This is a genomic window from Butyrivibrio sp. INlla14 (assembly GCF_900102515.1).
GTDB lineage: Bacteria > Bacillota > Clostridia > Lachnospirales > Lachnospiraceae > Butyrivibrio.
In genome coordinates, this window is sequence record NZ_FMVS01000029.1 from 28,848 (window position 1) to 51,027 (window position 22,180).

Sequence of the window (22,180 nt, forward strand, 5' to 3'; positions counted from 1 at the left end):
AAAAGTATTGTTGGGAGGTAGAAATGTTGGGGAAACAGTATAAGGCAAGGCTATGTCTGGCTGTAGCGGGGGTATTATGCGCTTCGTCAGTATTTGCAGGAACTGGGCTTGAGGCATCAGCTGCAGTTAATGCTCCAGCTGTAACAAGCGCAGGAGGATGGCTGGAATCAGCCTATGTGACATGGAGCGCATCTGAGGGAGCAGATGGCTACAATGTTTATGTAACAGGTGAGAGCGGAGAAAAGCTCCTTGATGATGAGCTTATCCGCGTATATTCTAATGGCTCAGGGCAGCAGTATTATAGAGCTGATGCGCTGGGGCTTTCTTCTGGTAATTATTCTTTTAAGGTAGTTCCTGTGGAAAACGGCAAGGAACAGGCAGGGGCTAGTTCTTTTTCTCAGACTGTATATGTACAGAACCATGACAGATCAGGCTTTGGCTTTGTCAATGGAACATCAAACGGTGCATATAACGCTGACGGAACTCTTAGGTCAGATGCAGTAGTTCTTTATATCACAAAGGATACTAAGGACAGCGTGGCACTTGATGTCGTAACAAACGCAAAAGGTGCAACTACAAGCGCTACTGGCCTTCAGAATATTCTTAACTTATATAAAAAGGGATATGACAAGCGTCCTCTTGATGTTAGATTTGTAGGACAGATCACAGACTTTGATACAATGGAAGGCGGAGATATCTGCATTAGCGGCTCTGGAGATTCCAAGAGGCTTTCTTGCGGCATTACCTTTGAGGGTGTCGGAGAAGATGCAACAGCAGATGGATGGGGACTCAGAATCAAGAACGCTTCCAATATAGAAGTGAGAAACCTTGGCTTTATGAACTGCGATAGTAACGAAGGGGATGACCTGGGACTTCAGCAGAGTGATGATCATATCTGGGTTCATAACTGCGACTTTTTCTATGGCTATGCAGGTGGAGACGCTGACCAGGCCAAGGGTGATGGAGCACTTGATACCAAGAAGTCTACTTTTGTAACTCATTCTTATAACCATTTCTATGACACAGGTAAGAGTAACCTTCAGGGAATGAAGTCAGAGTCTACTGAGAACTACATCACATACCATCACAACTGGTATGATCACTCAGATTCCAGACACCCACGTATCAGAACATGCAGTGTACATATTTACAACAACTACTATGATGGCAATGCCAAGTATGGTGTTGGCGTAACTATGGGGGCTTCTGCATTTGTAGAGGGCAACTATTATAGAAACTGCAAGTTCCCAATGCTTATTTCAGAGCAGGGATCAGATGTTATCGAGAACTGGGATACACTTAAGAGAAATGAAGACTATGGTACCTTCTCAAGTGAGAACGGTGGAATCATTAAGTCTTTTAACAACTATATCGAGGGTGCTCAGTCCTACGTAACTTACCAGGAAAATACAAAAGAGTTTGATGCTTATGAGGTATCAGCAGCTGAGCAGCAGGTTCCTTCCGAGGTAGTTTCTTATAAGGGTGGCACAAGCTACAACAACTTTGATACATCAGCTATTATGTATTCTTATTCTGCTGATGCTCCAGAGGTGGCAAAAGAAAAAGTACAGGCCCTGGCTGGTAGAGAAAATGGTGGTGACTTTAAGTGGGATTTCAACGATGCAGTTGATGATACAGACTATGGAGTGAACCGTGAACTTAAGGCTGCTCTTAATTCTTATGAGACAAGCCTTGTAGCAGTTGGCGGCGGTTCAGTGGATTCACCAAGTGAAGGGGCATCAGATAGCTCAAGTGAAGGCTCTTCAGAGGCCGCAGGCGAATCATCAAGTGATAGCGGAGCCGAGGCATCTTCTGAGTCAGCAGGCGAAAGCTCAAGCGAGGCTGCATCTGAGAGCTCCAGTACAGAAAAAGAGCCAGAGACGCCTGTGGAAGTAACAAGCTATGTTCATAATTTCACTGCACAGGGCAAGGTTAGCGATTTCTTTAGCATAGTAGGAAATCTTTCTACAGATAAAGGGACAGTTATATACAATGATAAGAAGCTTACACAGTGCCTTAAGATTGAGTCGAAGACAAGCATTAAGTTTACAGCTGCTTCAGAGGGACAGCTTACACTTGTATTTGGCGACAAGGATTCTTCTATAAAGCTTGATGGTGATGCGGTAAAAGAGACATCTAATGTTATGACTCTTGATATAAAAGAAGGTGCTCATGAACTTACCAAGAAGGATACAGAAAATCTCTTTTACATGGAGTATGTAACAAAAGGCCAGTCCCAGGTAGAGGAACCATCTACTGATGAGCCTGGAAATGAAGCTTCTGGCGAGGAGTCAAGTGAGGCTGCAGGAGAGGCATCAAGCCAGGAATCAGCTTCAGAAGCAAGTAGTGAGGCGGCGGGAGAGGCATCAAGCCAGGAATCAGCTTCAGAGTCTTCTAGTGAAGCTGCTGGAGAAGCATCTTCCGAGGAAGTGAATGAACCAGTGATCGAAGAGCCAGGTAGTGACCCAGAACCTGTGGATCCTGAGCCAGTTCAGGAGACAGGCACATGGAGCACAAAGTGGGGCAAGACAACATATGTATTTCCAGATGGAACAGTTGCAACAGGCAAGCAGACAATTGATGGCGTAACTTATTTCTTTAAAAATAATGGTTCGTTGATAAAGCAGGACTTTGTCGACATTGATGGAGACAGATATTATGCCGACAGCGAAGGCAGGATGGTAACAGGCTGGAAAGATAAGTGGAGCGCCAGATATCACTTCAATGATGAAGGCAAAATGGATACAGGAATGACTACTATCGATGGAAACACATATTTCTTCAAAAATACAGGTAAACTTGTAGTCAGCAACTTTGTTACTATCGATGGAAATACATATTTCTTCAACAGCGAAGGCAAGATGGTGACTGGAGAAATGATCAGATGGCATCACAAATATGTATTTGATGAAAACGGAATTTTGATAGAAGGTTGAAAAATAAGTTGACAATAAAAAAATAATGTGCTAATTTATACAAGGTCGTCTGAGATAACCATTCAGATGATGTGCCGAAGACAGCAGGTGTTCCTTTATGAGGAACATAATGAGTGATCGCCTGCCGAGGAAAAGTTTGATTAGACTTTTTTACCTCTCGATGTCTTCGAGAGGTTTTTTTTCGGCGGTATATTCTATAAGGAGGTAAAAAAGATGGCAAAGGTTGAACTTAAACAGCCTGTAGTAGCTGAGATCTCAGAGAAGATTAAGGACGCTCAGGCAGTCGTACTTGTAGATCACCGCGGACTTACTGTAGCACAGGATACTGAGCTTCGTAAGAAACTTCGTGAAGAAGGCGTAACATATAAGGTTTACAAGAATACGATGATGAACTTCGCATTCAAGGGAACAGATTTTGAGCAGCTTTCAGACCTTTTAAACGGTCCTAGCGCTATGGCTGTATCTGAGACAGATCCAGCAGCTCCAGCTCGTGTTCTCTATGAGTTTGCAAAGAAGGCTAAGGCTCTTGAGATTAAGGGTGGTGTTATTGAAGGAAAGTTCTATGACGCTACAGCAATGACAGACATTGCTACAATTCCTGCAAAGGATGTACTTCTTTCAAGATTGCTTGGTTCTATGCAGTCACCTATCACAAACTTCGCTCGTGTTCTTAATCAGATCGCAGAGAAGAATGGTGAGGCAGCTCCTGCTGAGGCAGAGGCACCAGCTACAGAAGAGGCTCCTGCAGAAGCACCTGCAGCAGAGTAATCTGTACAGAATTATTAGTAATAACAACACAACAAATTTAGAAATTATACTATATGGAGGTATATAATAATGGCAAAGTTAACAACAGCAGAATTTATCGATGCTATCAAAGAGCTTACTGTTCTTGAGTTAAATGATCTTGTAAAGGCTTGTGAGGAAGAGTTCGGCGTATCTGCAGCAGCAGGCGTTGTAGTTGCAGCAGCAGGTGCTGGCGCAGCAGCAGCTGGTGAAGAGAAGACTGAGTTCAACGTAGAGCTTACAGAGGTTGGTCCTAACAAGGTTAAGGTTATCAAGGTTGTTCGTGAGCTTACAGGTCTTGGACTTAAGGAAGCAAAGGATCTCGTTGATGGAGCTCCTAAGATGGTTAAGGAGAACGCAGCTAAGGCTGAGGCTGATGATATCAAGGCTAAGCTTGAGGCTGAGGGTGCTAAGGTTACTCTTAAGTAATCTTGTTATCTTCAAAGATAAGCAGATAAATAATGAGAAGTCAGATGTAAGTTTACTTACATTCTGGCTTCTTTTTTTCTTTATAAAAAGCCCTTGACACCCAGAGAAATTGATGATAGGATATAGGGTGCACTATTGTGGTGTGGTGGGCCTTTTTGCGCACTTTTTTAAAAGTACTCTAAAATCCCCATTTCATCGCAAAAAATAAAATTTAGAACGGGGTGAATGTCAATGGAAAAAAACAGATTACATCCTACTGGTTCTGGTAAAAACATTCGTATGAGTTTCCAGCGTCAGAAGGAAGTCCTGGAGATGCCAAACCTGATTGAAGTACAGAAGAATTCATATCAGTGGTTTCTTGACGAAGGCTTGAAGGAAGTCTTTGACGATATCTCTCCTATTGAGGACTACAGTGGCAAGCTCAGTCTGGAATTTGTTGATTTCAAACTTTGCGAGGATGAGATTGACAAAAATAAGAACACGATTGAGAAATGCAAGGAGAGAGATGCAACATTTGCTGCACCTTTAAAAGTTAAGGTTCGTCTCCATAATAAGGAGAAGGATGAGATCACTGAACATGAGATTTTCATGGGCGATCTTCCTCTTATGACAGCCACTGGTACATTCGTTATCAATGGAGCAGAAAGAGTTATCGTCAGCCAGTTAGTTCGTTCACCCGGTATTTATTATGATATTACATACGATAAGATCGGTAAGGAGCTTATGGCGTGCACTGTTATCCCTAACAGGGGTGCATGGCTTGAGTACGAGACTGATCCTAATGACGTATTCTATGCAAGAGTAGACAGAACAAGAAAGGTTCCTGTTACTGTTCTTATCAGAGCTCTTGGTATAGGTACAAATGAGGAGATTCTTGAACTCTTTGGTGATGAGCCTAAGATCCAGGGAAGCTTTTCTAAGGATTCTTCTACAGATTATCAGAGCGGTCTTCTTGAACTCTACAGAAAGATCCGTCCTGGTGAGCCACTTAGTGTTGAGAGTGCAGAGTCTCTTATCAACGCTATGTTCTTTGACCCTAGAAGATATGACCTTGCTAAGGTTGGTAGATATAAATTCAATAAGAAACTTCATTTTAAGAACCGTATCAACGGACATGTTCTTGCTGAGGATGTAGTTGATGAGACTACAGGTGAGATGATCGCATCTGCTGGTACTAAGGTTGACCGCGCTCTCGCTACAGAGATTCAGAACTGCGCTATTCCTTATGTTCTTCTTCAGGAAGAAGAGAGAAATGTTAAGGTTCTTTCTAATATGATGGTAGATATCACACACTTTATTGAGTGTGATCCTGCTGAGCTTGGAATTAATGAGAACGTTTATTATCCAGTACTTAAGGAAATCCTTGATGAGTATACAGTCAAGAATGATCCAGAAGGTCTTGCTGAAACTATCAAGAAACGTGTTCATGAGCTTATTCCTAAGCACATTACCAAGGAAGATATCATTGCTTCTATTAACTACAATATCCATCTTGAGTATGGCATTGGTAATGATGATGATATCGACCACTTGGGCAACAGACGTATTCGTTGCGTAGGTGAACTTCTTCAGAACCAGTATCGTATCGGTCTTTCAAGACTTGAGAGAGTTGTTCGTGAGAGAATGACTACACATGATACAGAAGAGGTTTCTCCTCAGACACTTATCAATATTAAACCTGTACAGGCAGCTGTTAAGGAGTTCTTTGGTTCTTCACAGTTGTCACAGTTCATGGATCAGAACAACCCTCTTAGTGAGATTACTCACAAGAGACGTCTTTCAGCTCTTGGTCCTGGCGGTCTTTCAAGAGACAGAGCCGGATTCGAGGTTCGAGACGTACACTATACACACTATGGACGTATGTGCCCTATCGAGACTCCTGAAGGTCCTAACATCGGACTTATAAACTCACTTGCAAGCTATGCAAGAGTTAATGATTATGGTTTCGTTGAGGCTCCATATCGTGTTGTTGACAGAACAGATCCAGAGAATCCACGTGTTACTGACAAGGTTGAATACCTTACAGCGGACGAGGAAGATAATTACCATGTAGCTCAGGCTAATACTTCACTTGATGAGGAAGGCCATTTCGTTAAGAAGACTGTTTCTGGTCGTTACAGAGAGGAAACATCCGAGTATCCTAAGACAGCAGTTGAGTACATGGACGTATCACCTAGAATGGTATTCTCAGTTGCTACAGCACTTATCCCATTCCTTGAGAACGACGATGCTAACCGAGCCCTCATGGGATCAAACATGCAGCGTCAGGCAGTGCCTCTTCTTATGACAGAAGCTCCTGCTGTAGGTACTGGTATGGAGAGAAAGGCTGCTGTTGACTCAGGTGTATGCGTAGTAGCTAGAAAAGCTGGTACTATCGATTTCGTTGATAGTAAGCTTATCCAGATGACATATGATGATGGTGAGAAGGAAGAGTTCCATCTTATTAAGTTCCAGAGATCTAACCAGAGTAACTGCTACAATCAGAGACCTATCGTATTTAAGGGCGATCATGTAGAAGCTGGTCAGGTTATCGCAGATGGTCCTTCTACATCACAGGGAGAACTTGGTCTTGGTAAGAACCCTCTTATCGGCTTCATGACATGGGAAGGTTACAACTACGAGGATGCTGTTCTTCTTTCAGAGAGACTTGTACGTGATGATGTTTATACATCTGTACATATTGAGGAGTATGAGGCAGAAGCTCGTGAGACAAAGCTTGGACCAGAAGAAATCACTCGTGATGTTCCTGGTGTAGGCGATGATGCTCTCAAGGATCTTGATGACCGCGGAATCATCCGTATCGGTGCTGAGGTTCGTGCAGGTGATATCCTTGTTGGTAAGGTTACACCTAAGGGAGAGACAGAGCTTACAGCTGAGGAGAGACTCCTTAGAGCAATCTTCGGTGAGAAGGCAAGAGAAGTTAGAGATACATCTCTTAAGGTTCCTCACGGAGAATATGGTATCGTTGTTGATGCCAAGGTATTTACAAGAGATAACGGCGATGAGCTTTCACCTGGTGTTAATCAGGCTGTTCGTATCTATATCGCACAGAAGAGAAAGATTTCTGTAGGTGATAAGATGGCTGGTCGTCATGGTAACAAGGGTGTCGTATCACGTGTACTTCCTATTGAGGATATGCCATATCTTCCAAATGGTAGACCACTTGATATCGTGCTGAACCCTCTGGGCGTTCCTTCACGTATGAATATCGGACAGGTCCTGGAGATTCACCTTTCTCTTGCTGCTAAGGCACTTGGATTTAACATTGCAACACCTATTTTTGATGGTGCAAACGAGATAGATATTCAGGATACACTTGAACTTGCTAATGACTATGTAAATAGCACATGGGATGAGTTCGAGGCTAAGTACAAAGATCTTGTACATCCTGAGATCATGGATTATCTGTACGAGAACAGAGATCATAGAGAACTCTGGAAAGGTGTTCCTATCAGATCAGACGGTAAGGTACAGCTCCGTGATGGTAGAACAGGTCAGAAGTTTGATAGCCCAACAACTATTGGACACATGCATTACCTGAAGCTCCATCACCTGGTTGACGATAAGATCCATGCTCGTTCAACTGGTCCTTACTCTCTTGTTACACAGCAGCCTCTGGGTGGTAAAGCTCAGTTCGGTGGACAGCGTTTCGGAGAAATGGAAGTTTGGGCTCTCGAGGCTTATGGCGCAGCTTACACTCTTCAGGAAATTCTTACAGTTAAGTCTGATGATGTTGTAGGACGTGTTAAGACCTACGAGGCAATTATTAAGGGTGATAACATTCCTGAACCTGGCGTTCCAGAATCATTCAAGGTTCTTCTTAAAGAACTTCAGTCCCTTGGTCTTGATATCAAGGTTCTTCGCGAAGATAACACTGAGGTTGAGATTATGGAGAGCGTTGATTACACTGATTCTGATTATCGCTTCGAGATGGAAGGCGATAATTCATCACGTGATTACAGCCAGGAATCTTTTGAGGCTAATGGCTACTCCAAGCAGCACTTCGATGAAAGTGGCGAGCTTGTAGCGGAAGCAGAAGAAGCAGATGATTTTGAAGAGTCATTTGAGGACGATTTCGGTTCATCTGATGATGAGTAATCAGAAATAAACTGTTTGACTGGCCTTATGGTCAGTCAGGCAGATTGCTGTAACTTAAACTCACGATAACATATAGAAAAGAGGTTACGAATGTCTGATTCAACAATGAATAAAGCAATAAATGAAGCTTCAAGTGGCAGAGGCAGCAGCCTTCAGCAGGTTTATCAGCCAATGACATTTGATTCTATCAAGATAGGACTTGCATCACCTGAAAAAATCAGAAGCTGGGCTCATAGAAATGACAATGACCCACATAGTGGTGAGGTAACAAAGCCAGAGACAATCAACTACAGAACACTTAAGCCTGAAAGAGATGGTTTGTTCTGTGAGAAGATATTTGGACCTACCAAGGACTGGGAATGTCACTGCGGTAAGTACAAAAAGATTAGATATAAGGGCGTTGTCTGCGATCGTTGTGGCGTAGAGATCACAAAGAGCAGCGTACGTCGTGAGAGAATGGGATATATCGAGCTTGCAGCTCCTGTATCACATATTTGGTATTTCAAGGGAATACCTAGCAGAATGGGTCTTATTCTTGACCTTTCACCTCGTGTACTTGAGAAAGTTCTTTACTTCGCATCATATATAGTACTTGATCCAGGAGAGACAACTCTTGAGTACAAGCAGGTTCTTTCAGAGAAAGAATATCAGGACGCAAGAGAAGAGTGGGGCGGTAAGTTCCGTGCCGGAATGGGCGCTGAGTCTATCAAAGAGCTCCTTCTTGCTATTGACCTTGAGAAAGAATATACAGAACTCAAGGAAGGCCTTGATACATCAAGCGGACAGAAGAGAGCAAGAATCATCAAGAGACTTGAAGTTGTAGAAGCTTTCAGAGAGTCTGGAAATGATCCTTCATGGATGATCATGGATTGCATCCCTGTAATTCCGCCAGATCTTCGTCCTATGGTACAGCTTGATGGTGGACGTTTTGCCACATCAGATCTTAACGATCTTTATAGAAGAATTATCAACAGAAATAACAGACTTAAGAGACTTCTTGATCTTGGTGCGCCTGATATTATCGTTCGCAACGAGAAGAGAATGCTCCAGGAGGCTGTAGATGCCCTCATCGATAACGGTAGAAGAGGAAGACCTGTAACTGGCCCTGGTAACAGAGCACTCAAGTCTCTCTCTGATATGCTTAAGGGTAAGTCAGGACGTTTCCGTCAGAACCTTCTTGGTAAGCGTGTAGACTACTCAGGACGTTCAGTTATCGTAGTAGGACCAGAACTTAAGATTTACCAGTGTGGTCTTCCTAAGGAAATGGCTATCGAATTGTTCAAGCCTTTCGTTATGAAGGAACTGGTTTCAAGAGGAATTTCTCAGAATATTAAGAATGCCAAGAAGCTTGTTGAGCGTCTTGATGAGCAGGTTTGGGATGTACTTGAGGATGTTATCAAAGAGCATCCTGTTATGCTGAACCGTGCCCCCACACTTCACAGACTTGGTATCCAGGCATTTGAGCCTATTCTTGTAGAAGGTAAGGCTATTAAGCTTCATCCACTTGTATGTACACCTTTCAACGCCGACTTCGACGGTGACCAGATGGCTGTACATCTTCCATTGTCAGTAGAAGCTCAGGCAGAGTGTAGATTCCTTATGCTCTCACCTAACAATATCCTTAAGCCTTCAGATGGTGGCCCTGTAAACGTTCCTACACAGGATATGGTACTTGGTATCTACTATCTTACACAGGAAAGACCTGGTGCTCTTGGAGAGGGTAAGGCATTTAAGAATGTAGATGAAGCTATCCTTGCTTATGAGAATGGCTACATTACACTTCAGTCAAAAGTTAAGATCAGAATTCACAAGAAGGACGCTGAGGGCGTTGATCATACAGGTATTGTAGAGTCAACACTTGGTAGATTCCTCTTTAACGAGCTTATTCCTCAGGATCTTGGTTTTGTTGACAGATCAGATCCAGAGAACTTCTTCAAACTTGAAGTAGACTTCATGGTTGGTAAGAAGCAGCTTAAGCAGATTATTACTGCTATTATCAATACTCACGGTACATTTGCTACTGCTGAAGTACTTGATAAGATCAAGGATACAGGTTATCACTATTCAACACGTGCTGCCATGACTGTTTCAATTGCAGATATGACAGTGCCTAAGCAGAAGCAGGCAATGCTTGATGAAGCACAGGCTACAGTTGACAGAATTGCTGTTAACTATCGTCGTGGTCTTATTACAGATGAAGAGCGTTATCGTGCAGTTGTTGATACTTGGATGGAGACAGATAAAAAGCTTACTGAAGAGCTTCTTGCTGGTCTTGATAAGTACAATAACATTTACATGATGGCTGACTCTGGTGCCCGTGGATCTAACCAGCAGATCAAGCAGCTGGCTGGTATGCGTGGACTTATGGCTGATACAACAGGTCGTACAATCGAACTTCCTATCAAGTCAAACTTCCGTGAAGGTCTTGACGTTCTGGAGTACTTCATGTCAGCTCATGGAGCTCGTAAGGGTCTGTCAGATACAGCTCTTAGAACAGCCGATTCAGGATACCTGACACGTCGAATGGTTGACGTATCACAGGAACTTATCATTCGTGATGTAGATTGCTGCGCAGATAAGGAAGTTATTCCTGGAATGACAGTTAAGGCATTCATGGATGGCAAGGAAACAATTGAGCCATTAAAGGATAGAATCACAGGAAGATATTCTTGCGAAACTATTAAAGATAAAGATGGTAACGTGATCGTTAAAAAGAATCACATGATCACACCATCTCGTGCAGCTAAGATCCTTTCAGTAGGTGTTAACTCAAAGGGACAGCCAATAGAGGCAGTTAAGATCCGTACAATCCTTACATGCCGTTCACATAACGGTATCTGTGCTAAGTGTTACGGTGCTAACATGGCAACTGGTGAGGCTGTTCAGGTAGGTGAGGCAGTTGGTATCATCGCTGCTCAGTCTATCGGTGAGCCTGGTACACAGCTTACTATGAGAACATTCCATACTGGTGGTGTTGCCGGTGGCGATATTACACAGGGTCTTCCTAGAGTAGAAGAGCTTTTCGAGGCTAGAAAACCTAAGGGACTTGCAATCATCTCAGAGCTTGACGGTAAGGTTGAGATCAGAGATACCAAGAAGAAGCGTGAAGTTATCGTTACTAACGATGAAACAGGCGAGTCAAAAGCTTATCTGATTCCTTACGGATCAAGAATCAAGGTTCAGGATGGAATCACAATTGAAGCTGGTGATGAGCTTACAGAGGGTTCAGTTAACCCACACGATCTTCTTAAGATTAAGGGAATCCGTGCAGTTCAGGATTATCTCTTAAGAGAAGTACAGAGAGTTTACCGTCTTCAGGGTGTTGATATCTGCGATAAGCATATCGAGGTTATCGTACGTCAGATGCTCAAGAAGGTAAGAATAGATGAGAGTGGTGATACAGAATTCCTTCCAGGAACTCTTGTAGATGTTCTTGATTTCGAGGACAGCAACGAAGCACTTATCTCAGAAGGCAAGAAGCCAGCTGAAGGTAAGCAGGTTATCCTTGGTATTACTAAGGCAGCTCTTGCAACTAACTCATTCCTCTCAGCTGCTTCCTTCCAGGAGACAACAAAGGTTCTTACAGATGCAGCTATTAAGGGTAAGGTTGATCCACTTATCGGACTTAAAGAGAACGTTATCATTGGTAAGCTGATTCCTGCAGGAACAGGTATGAAGAGATACAGAAATACAACTCTTAATACTGATGCGAACTTTAAGGATCCGGAGAAACTCATTCTCAAGAAAAAGAGAAGAGACTTCGATGATGAGATAGTAGATGCTTCTGCAGATCTTGATGAAGAGCTCATTGTTGATGATGATGAAGAGTGATTGTTAAGAAATTTTTTAGTTGACAATCAAAAACATAGTATTTATAATTCATAATTGCGTGTATTGACAAAGGGGTGAATTTCTGCCCCTTTGTCTTATGCATATATTAAAATAGGAGGTAAAAGGAATGCCAACATTTAACCAGTTAGTTAGAAAGGGTCGTCAGACATCTGTTAAGAAGTCTACAGCTCCTGCACTTCAGAAGGGATTCAACTCTCTTCACAAGAAGGCTACTGCAACAGCTTCTCCACAGAAGCGTGGTGTATGTACAGCTGTTAAGACAGCTACCCCTAAGAAGCCTAACTCAGCTCTGAGAAAGATCGCCAGAGTACGTCTTTCTAACGGTATTGAGGTAACAAGCTACATTCCTGGAGAGGGACACAACCTTCAGGAGCACAGCGTTGTTCTTATCCGTGGCGGAAGAGTTAAGGATTTACCTGGTACAAGATATCACATTATCCGTGGTACTCTTGATACAGCAGGTGTAGCCGACAGAAAACAGGCTCGTTCCAAGTATGGCGCTAAGAGACCAAAGGCGTCTAAGTAATCTATTAACTAAACATCTAATTTTATAAGTGTTGGATTCTTTTAACATAGTTATAAGTAAGACCCCATTTTTATGGGTGGTATTTCTTTATCTAAGTTAGAAAACAGCACGAACACTAAGATTAGTGAGTACCGATGATTTATAGTAAGCAGTGACTTTATTATAATCATTGCAATTCTAAAGGAGGGAAGAACCGTGCCGCGTAAAGGACATATTGTAAAACGTGACGTATTAGCGGATCCTTTATACGATAACAAGGTTGTTACTAAGCTTGTTAACACAGTTATGCTTGATGGTAAGAAGGGCGTAGCTCAGAAGATCGTATACGGAGCATTCGCACAGGTAGAGGAGAAGGCTGGTAAGCCTGCTCTTGAAGTATTCGAGGGAGCCATGAACAACATCATGCCTGCTCTCGAGGTAAAGGCTAGACGTATCGGTGGTGCTACATACCAGGTTCCTATCGAGGTTAGACCAGACAGACGTCAGGCTCTTGCACTTCGCTGGCTTGTTAATTTCTCACGCGCTAGAGGCGAGAAGACTATGGTAGATAGACTTGCTTCAGAGATTATGGATGCATACAACAATACTGGTGCAGCTGTAAAGCGTAAGGAAGATATGCACAAGATGGCAGAAGCAAACAAGGCGTTCTCACACTACAGATTCTAATCTGCAGCGTAGGGATGTGTGTTTAGATTTAATTAGGAGGAAGAACCTTTGGCTGATAGACAATACCCATTGGAGAGAACCAGAAACATCGGTATCATGGCTCATATTGATGCTGGTAAGACTACACTTACAGAGCGTATTCTTTACTATACCGGTGTAAACTATAAGATTGGTGAGACTTACGAAGGTACTGCTACCATGGACTACATGGCTCAGGAGCAGGAAAGAGGTATCACAATCACATCTGCAGCTACAACTTGCCACTGGACACTTCAGCAGAACGGTAAGACAAAGCCAGGCGCTCTTGAGCACCGTATCAATATCATTGATACACCTGGACACGTTGACTTCACCGTTGAGGTTGAGCGTTCACTTAGAGTACTTGATGGTGCTGTAGGTGTATTCAGCGCTAAGGAAGGCGTTGAGCCTCAGTCTGAGAACGTATGGCGTCAGGCTGACGGATTTAATGTTCCTCGTATGGCATTCATCAACAAGATGGATATCATTGGAGCAAACTATTTCGGAGCTGTTGAGCAGATCAGAAATAGACTTAAGAAAAATGCAATCATGATCGAGATTCCTATCGGAGCTGAAGATCAGTTCATGGGAGTTATCGACCTTTTCGAGATGCAGGCTTACATCTACAATGGTGATAAGGGTGAGGATGTTCAGATTGGTGAAATCCCTGCTGATCTCAAGGATGATGCTGAGCTTTATCACTCAGAACTTGTTGAGAAGATTTGCGACCTCGATGAGGATCTTATGATGAAGTATCTTGAGGGCGAAGAGCCTTCAGTTGATGAGCTTAAGGCAGCACTTCGTAAGGCTACTTGCGAGTGTAAGGCATTCCCTGTTTGCTGTGGTTCAGCCCACAAGAACAGAGGTATCCAGAAGCTTATCGATGCAGTTATCGAGTTTATGCCTTCACCAGTTGATATCCCAGCTTGTAAGGGTACAGACATGGATGGCAATGAGATCGAAGTTGAGTCAACAGATGATGGCCCATTCGCAGCTCTTGCATTCAAGATTGTCAGCGATCCATTCGTTGGAAAGCTTGCATTCTTCCGTGTATACAGAGGTACTGCAAATTCAGGTTCTTATGTACTTAACAGTACTAAGGATACTAAGGAGCGTATTGGACGTATTGTTCAGATGCACGCTGATAAGCGTACAGATATTGAGAAGGTTTACTCAGGTGATATCGCTGCAGCTGTAGGTCTTAAGAACACAGTTACAGGTGATACACTCTGTGATGAGAAGAACCCTGTAATTCTCGAGTCTATGGAATTCCCTGATCCTGTTATCGAGCTTGCTATCGAGCCTAAGACTAAGGCTGGTCAGCAGAAGCTTGATGAGGCTCTTATGAAGCTTGCTGAAGAAGATCCTACATTCAGAGCTCATACAAACCCTGAGACAGGTCAGACAATCATCGCTGGTATGGGTGAGCTTCACCTTGATATCATCGTTGACAGACTTCTTAGAGAGTACAAGGTTGAGGCTAACGTAGGTGCTCCTCAGGTTGCTTATAGAGAAGCTCTTACAAAGGCTGTAGACGTTGAGTCTAAGTATGCTAAGCAGTCCGGTGGACGTGGTCAGTACGGACACTGTAAGGTTCGTTTCGAGCCTATGGATGCAAATGGCGACAATCTTTACCAGTTTGATAGCGAAGTAGTTGGTGGTGCTATTCCTAAGGAATTCATTCAGCCAATCAGCGAAGGTATCGAAGAGGCTATGAAGGCTGGTTCACTTGGTGGATATCCAGTAGTTGGTGTTCATGCAACAGTTTACGACGGATCATACCACGAAGTTGACTCTTCAGAAATGGCATTCCATATCGCTGGATCTATGGCGTTCAAGGATGCTATGCAGAAGGGTGCTCCTGTTCTTCTTGAGCCTATCATGAAGGTTGAGGTTACTATGCCTGAAGAGTACATGGGAGATGTTATCGGTGACGTTAACTCTCGTCGTGGACAGGTTGAAGGTATGGATGACCTTGGCGGCGGCAAGATTGTTAGAGCACATGTGCCTCTTGCTGAGATGTTCGGATATGCTACAGACCTTCGTTCTAGAACACAGGGACGTGGTAACTACTCAATGTTCTTTGAGAAGTACGCTCCAGTTCCTAAGAACGTACAGGATAAGGTCCTTTCAAACAAGGGCTGATAATAAAATAAGTAAATGTTTCGCCGTTTAAATCTAGCAAAATGCTTGATTTAGCGGCAAACATTTAATATAATCGATATAGTCGGTTAAATTATGTATGAAAATGTTGGATAACATTTCACTTAAGGAGGATATTTAGAAATGGCAAAAGCTAAGTTCGACAGAACCAAACCACACGTAAACATTGGTACTATCGGTCACGTTGACCATGGTAAAACAACTCTTACAGCTGCTATCACAGCAGTACTTGCTGATAGAGGATTCAGCCCTGCAGTAGCATTCGATCAGATCGATAAGGCTCCTGAAGAGAAGGAAAGAGGAATCACAATCAACTCAGCTCACATCGAGTATGAGACAGCTAGCAGACACTATGCTCACGTTGACTGCCCAGGTCACGCTGACTACGTTAAGAACATGATCACTGGTGCAGCTCAGATGGATGGTTCTATCCTTGTTGTTGCTGCTACAGACGGTGTTATGGCACAGACTAAGGAGCACGTTCTTCTTGCTCGTCAGGTTGGTGTTCCTTACATCATCGTATTCATGAACAAGTGCGATATGGTTGATGATCCTGAGCTTCTTGACCTCGTTGAGATGGAGATCAGAGACCTTCTTACAGAGTATGAGTTCCCTGGAGATGACACACCTATCATTCGTGGTTCAGCTCTTAAGGCTCTTGAGGATCCTAAGTCTGAGTGGGGTGACAAGATCATCGAGCTCATGGACACAGTTGATTCTTACATCCCTGAACCTACTCGTGAGACAGATAAGCCTTTCCTTATGCCTGTTGAGGACGTATTCACAATCACAGGACGTGGAACAGTTGCTACTGGTAGAGTAGAGAGAGGTCACCTTAACCTCAACGACGAAATCGAAATCGTTGGTATCAAGGAAGAGACATCTAAGTCTGTATGTACTGGTATCGAGATGTTCAGAAAGACTATGGATTACTGCGAAGCTGGTGACAACGTTGGTCTTCTTCTTCGTGGTGTTGACCGTGATGGCATCCAGAGAGGTCAGGTTGTAACAAAGCCTGGCACAGTTACATGCCACACAAAGTTCACAGCAGAGGTTTACGTACTTACAAAGGATGAGGGTGGCCGTCATACACCTTTCTTCACAAACTACAGACCTCAGTTCTATTTCAGAACAACTGACGTTACAGGTGTCTGCAACCTTCCAGATGGTGTTGAGATGTGCATGCCTGGTGACCACGTAACAATGTCTATCGAGCTTATTCACCCAATCGCTATGGAGCAGGGTCTTAAGTTCGCTATCCGTGAGGGTGGACGTACAGTTGGATCAGGTAAGGTTGCTACAATCGTTGAGTAATTCTTATCGGATTGCATAAACACTGAACTTATAAAGGGTTTCAAGCTTTTGCTTGAAACCCTTTTTATGTCTATAATTCACGAAATATCAATTGCCGGTGCCAAAACGGTGCCATAAAATAAAAATCCCCATTTTACTGGGGATTTATCATTACCATTTCTTTATATCTTTTATCTGTTTTTCTCTATCAGGGTCTTTATGGTATTGAAACTTGTCGGATAAGTATTGATAAAACTTACTACAGGATCAAAGGAAAAGATGTAATAACAACTCCTAAAACAGAGCAATCGGTCAAAGTGATAGAAATACCGGAGTTTTTACGAGATGAGCTTAAGGAGTACTTGGATAGGCTGTATGGAATCCCATTAGACGAAAGAATTTTTCCAATAGGGCAAGAAGCGGTGCAACATAAAATGAAGAGAAACTCAGAGAAAGCAGGAGTGAAAAAGATAAGGGTTCACGATCTAAGGCATTCACATGTAGCTTATCTGATAAACAGAGGAGTAGAACCGCTTATAATCAAAGAAAGGCTAGGTCATAATGATATAAGAATTACCTTGAACACATACGGTCATTTATACCCAAGTAAGCAAAGAACCATAGCTGATATGCTGGACGCAGATGTTAAGAAAGCAAATATAAGGACGGAGTACACAGATAATGCGGATAGAACTAAAAAACAGAGAGAAGATGATTTGTTATTTGCATACATGTTCCGTCTGAAAGACGGCTCTGAGGATTCATCGTTTTTATGATTAACAATATATCTTGAAATTAATTATAATACTTGGTAATATAATATTACTTAGGGCTGATCGAAAGATCCGGGTCCACATGAAGACGGGCGGGACGCCCGTCATTTTTTTATGGAGAATTATGAAAGAATTAAGTATCTTTGTAGATGAATCAGGAGATTGGGGAGAATATGCGCATCATTCGCCTTATTATATTATTTCCTTTATTTTCCATGATCAAAGTATAGATATTACAGATGAATTGAATAGATTAGAAAATGATTTGAGAAGTGTTGGATATAGAGGACATTGTGTCCATGCGGGTCCTATAATTCGTGGCGAAGAGGAATATAAGGGAGTTGATATTGCAACTCGTAAAAAGATATTTGCTAAGATGATGGGATTCTTCCGAAGAATGGACATTAGTCAAAAATCATTTTACATCGAAAAGAAACAGTTTGATGATTCACTTGATGCTATAGGTCGAATTAGCAAACAGCTAGCAATGTTTATAAGAGAAGATCTTGAATACTTTTTCGAATTTGATACCGTAAAAATTTATTATGACAAAGGTCAGAATGAAGTAAATAAGATATTATCATCTGTGTTTAATGTATTGTTAGATAATGTTGAGTTTAAGAAGGTGATGCCTAAAGATTACAGACTCTTTCAAATGGCAGATTTTGTATGCACTATGAAATTGTTAGAACTAAAAATGGAACAGAAGTCATTATCTAGGTCAGAAGTATTTTTCTTTGATAATGAGAAAGTGCTTAAAAAGAATTATATTAAGCATATTCATAAAAAGGAGCTTAATTACAATAAATAGAAATACTGGTTTCATTTGGAACCCAATCGGTAACTGATCAAAATCGAATATGTTTCATGCTTTAAAACAAAGTTTAAAAATCGTCCACAGGCTGTGGACGATTTTTTTGTACAAATACAGTATTATGGCGCATATTTCCTTGACTATATGCATATGTAACGATACCATCATAATAAAATGGTTGTGGAGGCTTGGGTATGCTTGAATTAAAGGGGATAAACACTGATGCAGAAAAAGAATGGGAATTTGTTAGGGATATGCCGGAAGATGAGAACGAAAAGCCAAATTATGAAGTGAACAGTTTATCAGAACTTCTGGAGGTACTATGAAAATAGCAGCTTATGAGAAAGGTATTTGAATTATGCAATTGTTATATGCTACAGGGAATGAATCCAAAATATGTAATATGAGATACAGGCTCACGGGCTATGATGTAGAGATTATTACTCCTAAAGACCTGGGAATTCATATAGATGTCGATGAATCAGGCAGTACACCTATAGAGAATGCCAGATTGAAGGCAAAAGCTTATTATGAGGAAACAGGACTACCTACATTAGCAGCCGATTCAGGACTTTATGTGGATGACATTCCTTCTGATGCTCAGCCAGGATTATTTGTGCGCAGGGTACAAGGTAAGACACTATCGGAAGAGGAAATGATTGAGCATTATAGTAATCTGGCTGCAAGATATGGAGGAAGGCTGAAAGCACGTTATATTACAGGATTGGTTCTTCTGATAGAAGGAAAAGAATACACTACAGAAATACCAGATGACTATTTTTACATATCTAATGAACCAAATGTTAACAGGCAACATAGAGGCAATCCGCTTGATGTTGTAACGATTTGTCCAGCCAACGGCAAATACTATAATGACTGCTCATTAGATGAGCTTTCGGCTCTTGCAAGTTCTTTTGACAAAAAGTGCATTAAGTTCCTGCAGGAGATACACGTTATACCGGAAAAATCCTGTGGCGGAATTGTTTATAAAAATGTAAATGGTGAAGCGGAGTATCTGCTTGTAGAAGAAGCAAGCGGTTTTTTAAGTTTTCCAAAAGGACATATTGAAATAGGAGAAACAGAGGAAGAAACGGCGATCCGAGAAATAAGAGAAGAAACCGGATTGGAGCTAAGCCTGCTACCCGGATTTAGGGAAATTCAGGAATACTATCCGTCAGAACGTCCTAATGTAAAAAGACAAGTGGTATTATTCTTAGCTGAGTATACAGATCAAGTTCCTTGTATTATGCGGCCGGATGAAATTATTTCAATCAAGAGTTTAAGATTGGACGAAGCTTTATCAATATCAGAATATGATGAAACAAAGCGTGTACTTCTTGAAGCTGACAATTTTTTAAGAGGCAAATTGTAAAAAAAACACATTTATCATAGTAAGGGATTGTATTATGAGCAATGTAATATTCCTTGATGTGGATGGAGTCCTTAATTCGAAGTTTTGGGACAACGAACATCAACGTGAGATTAGTAATGGCAAATATATTGATTCTGAGGCTGTAAAGTTACTTGGAAGCCTTGTGAAAAGAACTAATGCTAAGATAATTCTTCATTCTGGCTGGAGATTTTGGTTTGATGAAACGATGAAACCATTAAGGACGGAAGCAGATTTTTTGGCTAACACAATGAAGGAAGCAGGCATTACGATTGCAGGAGTAACACCAGACTTAACTACGGAAGAGATAAGAAAGGCCAAGAAGTTTAGCCTGGTTAAAGCTGATGAAATACTTTTGTGGTTAAAAGATAATCCCTCTGCGAATTGGGTAGTACTTGATGATCTTGAACTTCATAATAGTGAGATTGAAAAACATCAGGTAAAGACAGATGCTGAGGTTGGCCTTACTACAAAAGATGTTGAAAAAGCTATAACTATACTACTGGGAAATTAGTAAGAAGGAAGAGACTATATGTTAAGACTTGAGAAGATAAATGGTAAAAATGCTTGGGATATTTTAAAACTATCTGTTAATGACGACCAGAGAGAATTTGTTGCTTCTAATGACGTTAGTATCATTGAGGCTTATACAACCATCACAAATAATGGTTATGCTTTCCCTTTTGGCATCTATGATGAGGATATTCTGGTTGGATTTGTCATGATCGGATATGACAAAGATGATTACTGGGATGATGCGCCACAAATAGCAGACAACAACTATAATCTTTGGCGGCTGATGATAGATAAGAGATATCAGCAAAAGGGCTATGGCAGAAAAGCAATTGAACTTGCGCTTGAGTTCATAAAGACGTTTCCTTGTGGCAGAGCAGAATATTGTTGGCTATCATATGAACCAGACAATAAGGTGGCAAAAAATCTTTATGAGTCTTTTGGATTTGTAGAAACCGGGGATGTGGACGGAGAAGAATTAATTGCAGTTTTAAAACTATAAAGCATAAGCATGATGAGGAAAACATGAGCAGAACCGAAATATCAGAAATAACAGTCCTTTGCCTCATTTCAGATGGAGACAAAGTGCTGCTTCAAAATAGAGTCAAAGAGGATTGGAAAGGCTACACTCTTCCAGGGGGTCATGTTGAAATGGGAGAGTCTTTTGTTGATGCGGTAATTCGTGAGATGAAAGAAGAAACCGGCCTGGATATAAAGAACCCACGACTTGCTGGAGTTAAGCAGTTTCCAGTCAGGGACGGTAAATACGAAAATGGAAGATATATAGTATTTCTTTTTAAAACAAACGAATTTACAGGAGATATCATTTCCTCAGATGAAGGAAAGATGGAGTGGGTTGAAATAAGTAAACTGTCAGAGCTTGAAACAGTTGATGACTTGGAAGAACTACTAGAAGTTATAAATAATCCTGAACTGACAGAGTTCCAATATCTGGTTGATGGGGATAACTGGACGGTAGCGATTAAATGAGAGTATATGTAATAAGGCATGGAAAAGTGTTACATGAATGGAAAAAGTGGTGCACATCTGCTGAGTTTGATGAGCAGAGTGCGTTATATGACAAAGCCCCGATTGATAAGGCATCTGTAGATACAGTGAACGATGATATTCAAAAGATTTATATTAGCGATTTGGACAGGACTCTACAAACTGCAGAAAAAATATTTGGAGAAGAGGATTTCAATAGGACAGCACTGCTAAATGAGGTTCCGCTTCATTCAGGATTTGATATAGCAATACGTTTGCCGCTGGGGGTCTGGAATGTTTTAGGAAGGCTGCAATGGCTGACCGGAAATAAAAGACAGCCTGAAGTCCGGAAACAGACCTCTAAGAGAGCAGAGCAGTTTGTGAACATGATAATAGAGCGTAATGAGGATTGTGCTATAGTCACACATGGCTTCTTTATGCACACTTTGATTAGAATGATGAAGAATGCTGGCTTCAAAGCAGATAAAGAGCGCGTGAACTATAGGAATGGAGAAGTAATTTTGCTTACAAGAAAGTGTTAAGGTGAAGAACATGAAACGTTGGTGACGGAAAATACGAAAATAATAATCAAGTGTCAAAAGCTTCTGTTGTTAAGCACAGGAGCTTTTTGCATATATGTGAACTTCCGCGATAATTAACTCTCGGCAGCCAAATTGAGAGGTGGAAAAATTGGAAAAACCCAGATTTTATGCGGATTTCGCTTGATTTTGAGTGGGGAACATGGTAAGATAATAGAGAAGTAATTACATCTCTATGGAGGCTGCCATGTATATGAATTTCCTTGTGAAGATACCGACTGGGGAAAACGGTATCACAATAAAAAACATCAAGGGAACTACCTACGTGTACTATGCGTATGAGAGAAAGTATGACCCTGACAAGAAGTATTCCGTCCCCAAGACCACATCCATCGGA

16 protein-coding genes, 1 pseudogene and 1 other annotated feature are annotated in these 22,180 nt (G+C 41.7%); all 17 genes and pseudogenes read left to right on the forward strand.

The annotated features are described in order from the left end of the window. Window positions 1-23 precede the first annotated feature (23 nt). Window positions 24-2,936: a pectate lyase family protein gene (locus tag BLO53_RS15845; RefSeq protein WP_092063778.1), complete on the forward strand. Its 2,913-nt coding sequence runs from the start codon at window positions 24-26 to the stop codon at window positions 2,934-2,936. 56 nt (window positions 2,937-2,992) lie between these two features. Further along, window positions 2,993-3,125 (forward strand) — a sequence feature (ribosomal protein L10 leader region). Between the two features lie 24 nt (window positions 3,126-3,149). After that, the gene (gene rplJ, locus BLO53_RS15850) at window positions 3,150-3,704 is read left to right on the forward strand and encodes a 50S ribosomal protein L10 (RefSeq protein WP_092063781.1); all 555 of its coding nucleotides are present in this window, start codon (window positions 3,150-3,152) and stop codon (window positions 3,702-3,704) included. A 69-nt stretch (window positions 3,705-3,773) separates the two neighbouring features. Beyond that, the gene (rplL, locus tag BLO53_RS15855; RefSeq protein ID WP_026488801.1) at window positions 3,774-4,151 is read left to right on the forward strand and encodes a 50S ribosomal protein L7/L12; all 378 of its coding nucleotides are present in this window, start codon (window positions 3,774-3,776) and stop codon (window positions 4,149-4,151) included. Between the two features lie 231 nt (window positions 4,152-4,382). After that, window positions 4,383-8,249: a DNA-directed RNA polymerase subunit beta gene (gene rpoB, locus BLO53_RS15860; RefSeq protein ID WP_092063784.1), complete on the forward strand. Its 3,867-nt coding sequence runs from the start codon at window positions 4,383-4,385 to the stop codon at window positions 8,247-8,249. Window positions 8,250-8,354: 105 nt separating this feature from the next. Continuing rightward, a complete protein-coding gene (rpoC, locus tag BLO53_RS15865) occupies window positions 8,355-12,080 on the forward strand; it encodes a DNA-directed RNA polymerase subunit beta' (RefSeq protein ID WP_092063814.1) in 3,726 nt (1,241 codons plus the stop codon). 127 nt (window positions 12,081-12,207) lie between these two features. Further along, the gene (rpsL, locus tag BLO53_RS15870) at window positions 12,208-12,627 is read left to right on the forward strand and encodes a 30S ribosomal protein S12 (RefSeq protein WP_013281753.1); all 420 of its coding nucleotides are present in this window, start codon (window positions 12,208-12,210) and stop codon (window positions 12,625-12,627) included. 195 nt (window positions 12,628-12,822) lie between these two features. Next, complete coding sequence (gene rpsG, locus BLO53_RS15875; protein ID WP_013281752.1) at window positions 12,823-13,293, forward strand: 30S ribosomal protein S7; 471 nt, start codon at window positions 12,823-12,825, stop codon at window positions 13,291-13,293. Between the two features lie 48 nt (window positions 13,294-13,341). Then, complete coding sequence (fusA, locus tag BLO53_RS15880; RefSeq protein ID WP_092063787.1) at window positions 13,342-15,456, forward strand: elongation factor G; 2,115 nt, start codon at window positions 13,342-13,344, stop codon at window positions 15,454-15,456. Between the two features lie 141 nt (window positions 15,457-15,597). Then, a complete protein-coding gene (gene tuf, locus BLO53_RS15885) occupies window positions 15,598-16,788 on the forward strand; it encodes an elongation factor Tu (protein ID WP_092063790.1) in 1,191 nt (396 codons plus the stop codon). 215 nt (window positions 16,789-17,003) lie between these two features. Beyond that, window positions 17,004-17,405: pseudogene (locus BLO53_RS15890) on the forward strand (site-specific integrase); the annotation flags it as partial. Window positions 17,406-17,664: 259 nt separating this feature from the next. Continuing rightward, window positions 17,665-18,351: a DUF3800 domain-containing protein gene (locus BLO53_RS15895; RefSeq protein ID WP_092063795.1), complete on the forward strand. Its 687-nt coding sequence runs from the start codon at window positions 17,665-17,667 to the stop codon at window positions 18,349-18,351. A gap of 197 nt (window positions 18,352-18,548) precedes the next feature. Then, entirely contained in the window at window positions 18,549-18,680 is a 132-nt protein-coding gene (locus BLO53_RS19800) for a hypothetical protein (protein ID WP_255363891.1), read from the forward strand. A gap of 32 nt (window positions 18,681-18,712) precedes the next feature. Continuing rightward, window positions 18,713-19,726, forward strand: coding sequence for a non-canonical purine NTP pyrophosphatase (locus BLO53_RS15900; protein WP_092063798.1), 1,014 nt, complete (start codon window positions 18,713-18,715; stop codon window positions 19,724-19,726). A gap of 34 nt (window positions 19,727-19,760) precedes the next feature. After that, on the forward strand, window positions 19,761-20,258 hold the full coding sequence (locus BLO53_RS15905; RefSeq protein WP_092063800.1) for an HAD domain-containing protein: 498 nt from the start codon (window positions 19,761-19,763) through the stop codon (window positions 20,256-20,258). 18 nt (window positions 20,259-20,276) lie between these two features. Further along, the gene (locus tag BLO53_RS15910) at window positions 20,277-20,759 is read left to right on the forward strand and encodes a GNAT family N-acetyltransferase (protein WP_092063802.1); all 483 of its coding nucleotides are present in this window, start codon (window positions 20,277-20,279) and stop codon (window positions 20,757-20,759) included. Between the two features lie 23 nt (window positions 20,760-20,782). Further along, a complete protein-coding gene (locus BLO53_RS15915; RefSeq protein ID WP_092063805.1) occupies window positions 20,783-21,247 on the forward strand; it encodes an 8-oxo-dGTP diphosphatase in 465 nt (154 codons plus the stop codon). Then, entirely contained in the window at window positions 21,244-21,786 is a 543-nt protein-coding gene (locus BLO53_RS15920) for a phosphoglycerate mutase family protein (protein WP_092063808.1), read from the forward strand. The genes BLO53_RS15915 and BLO53_RS15920 overlap by 4 nt, the downstream gene beginning before the upstream one ends. Window positions 21,787-22,180 lie beyond the last annotated feature (394 nt).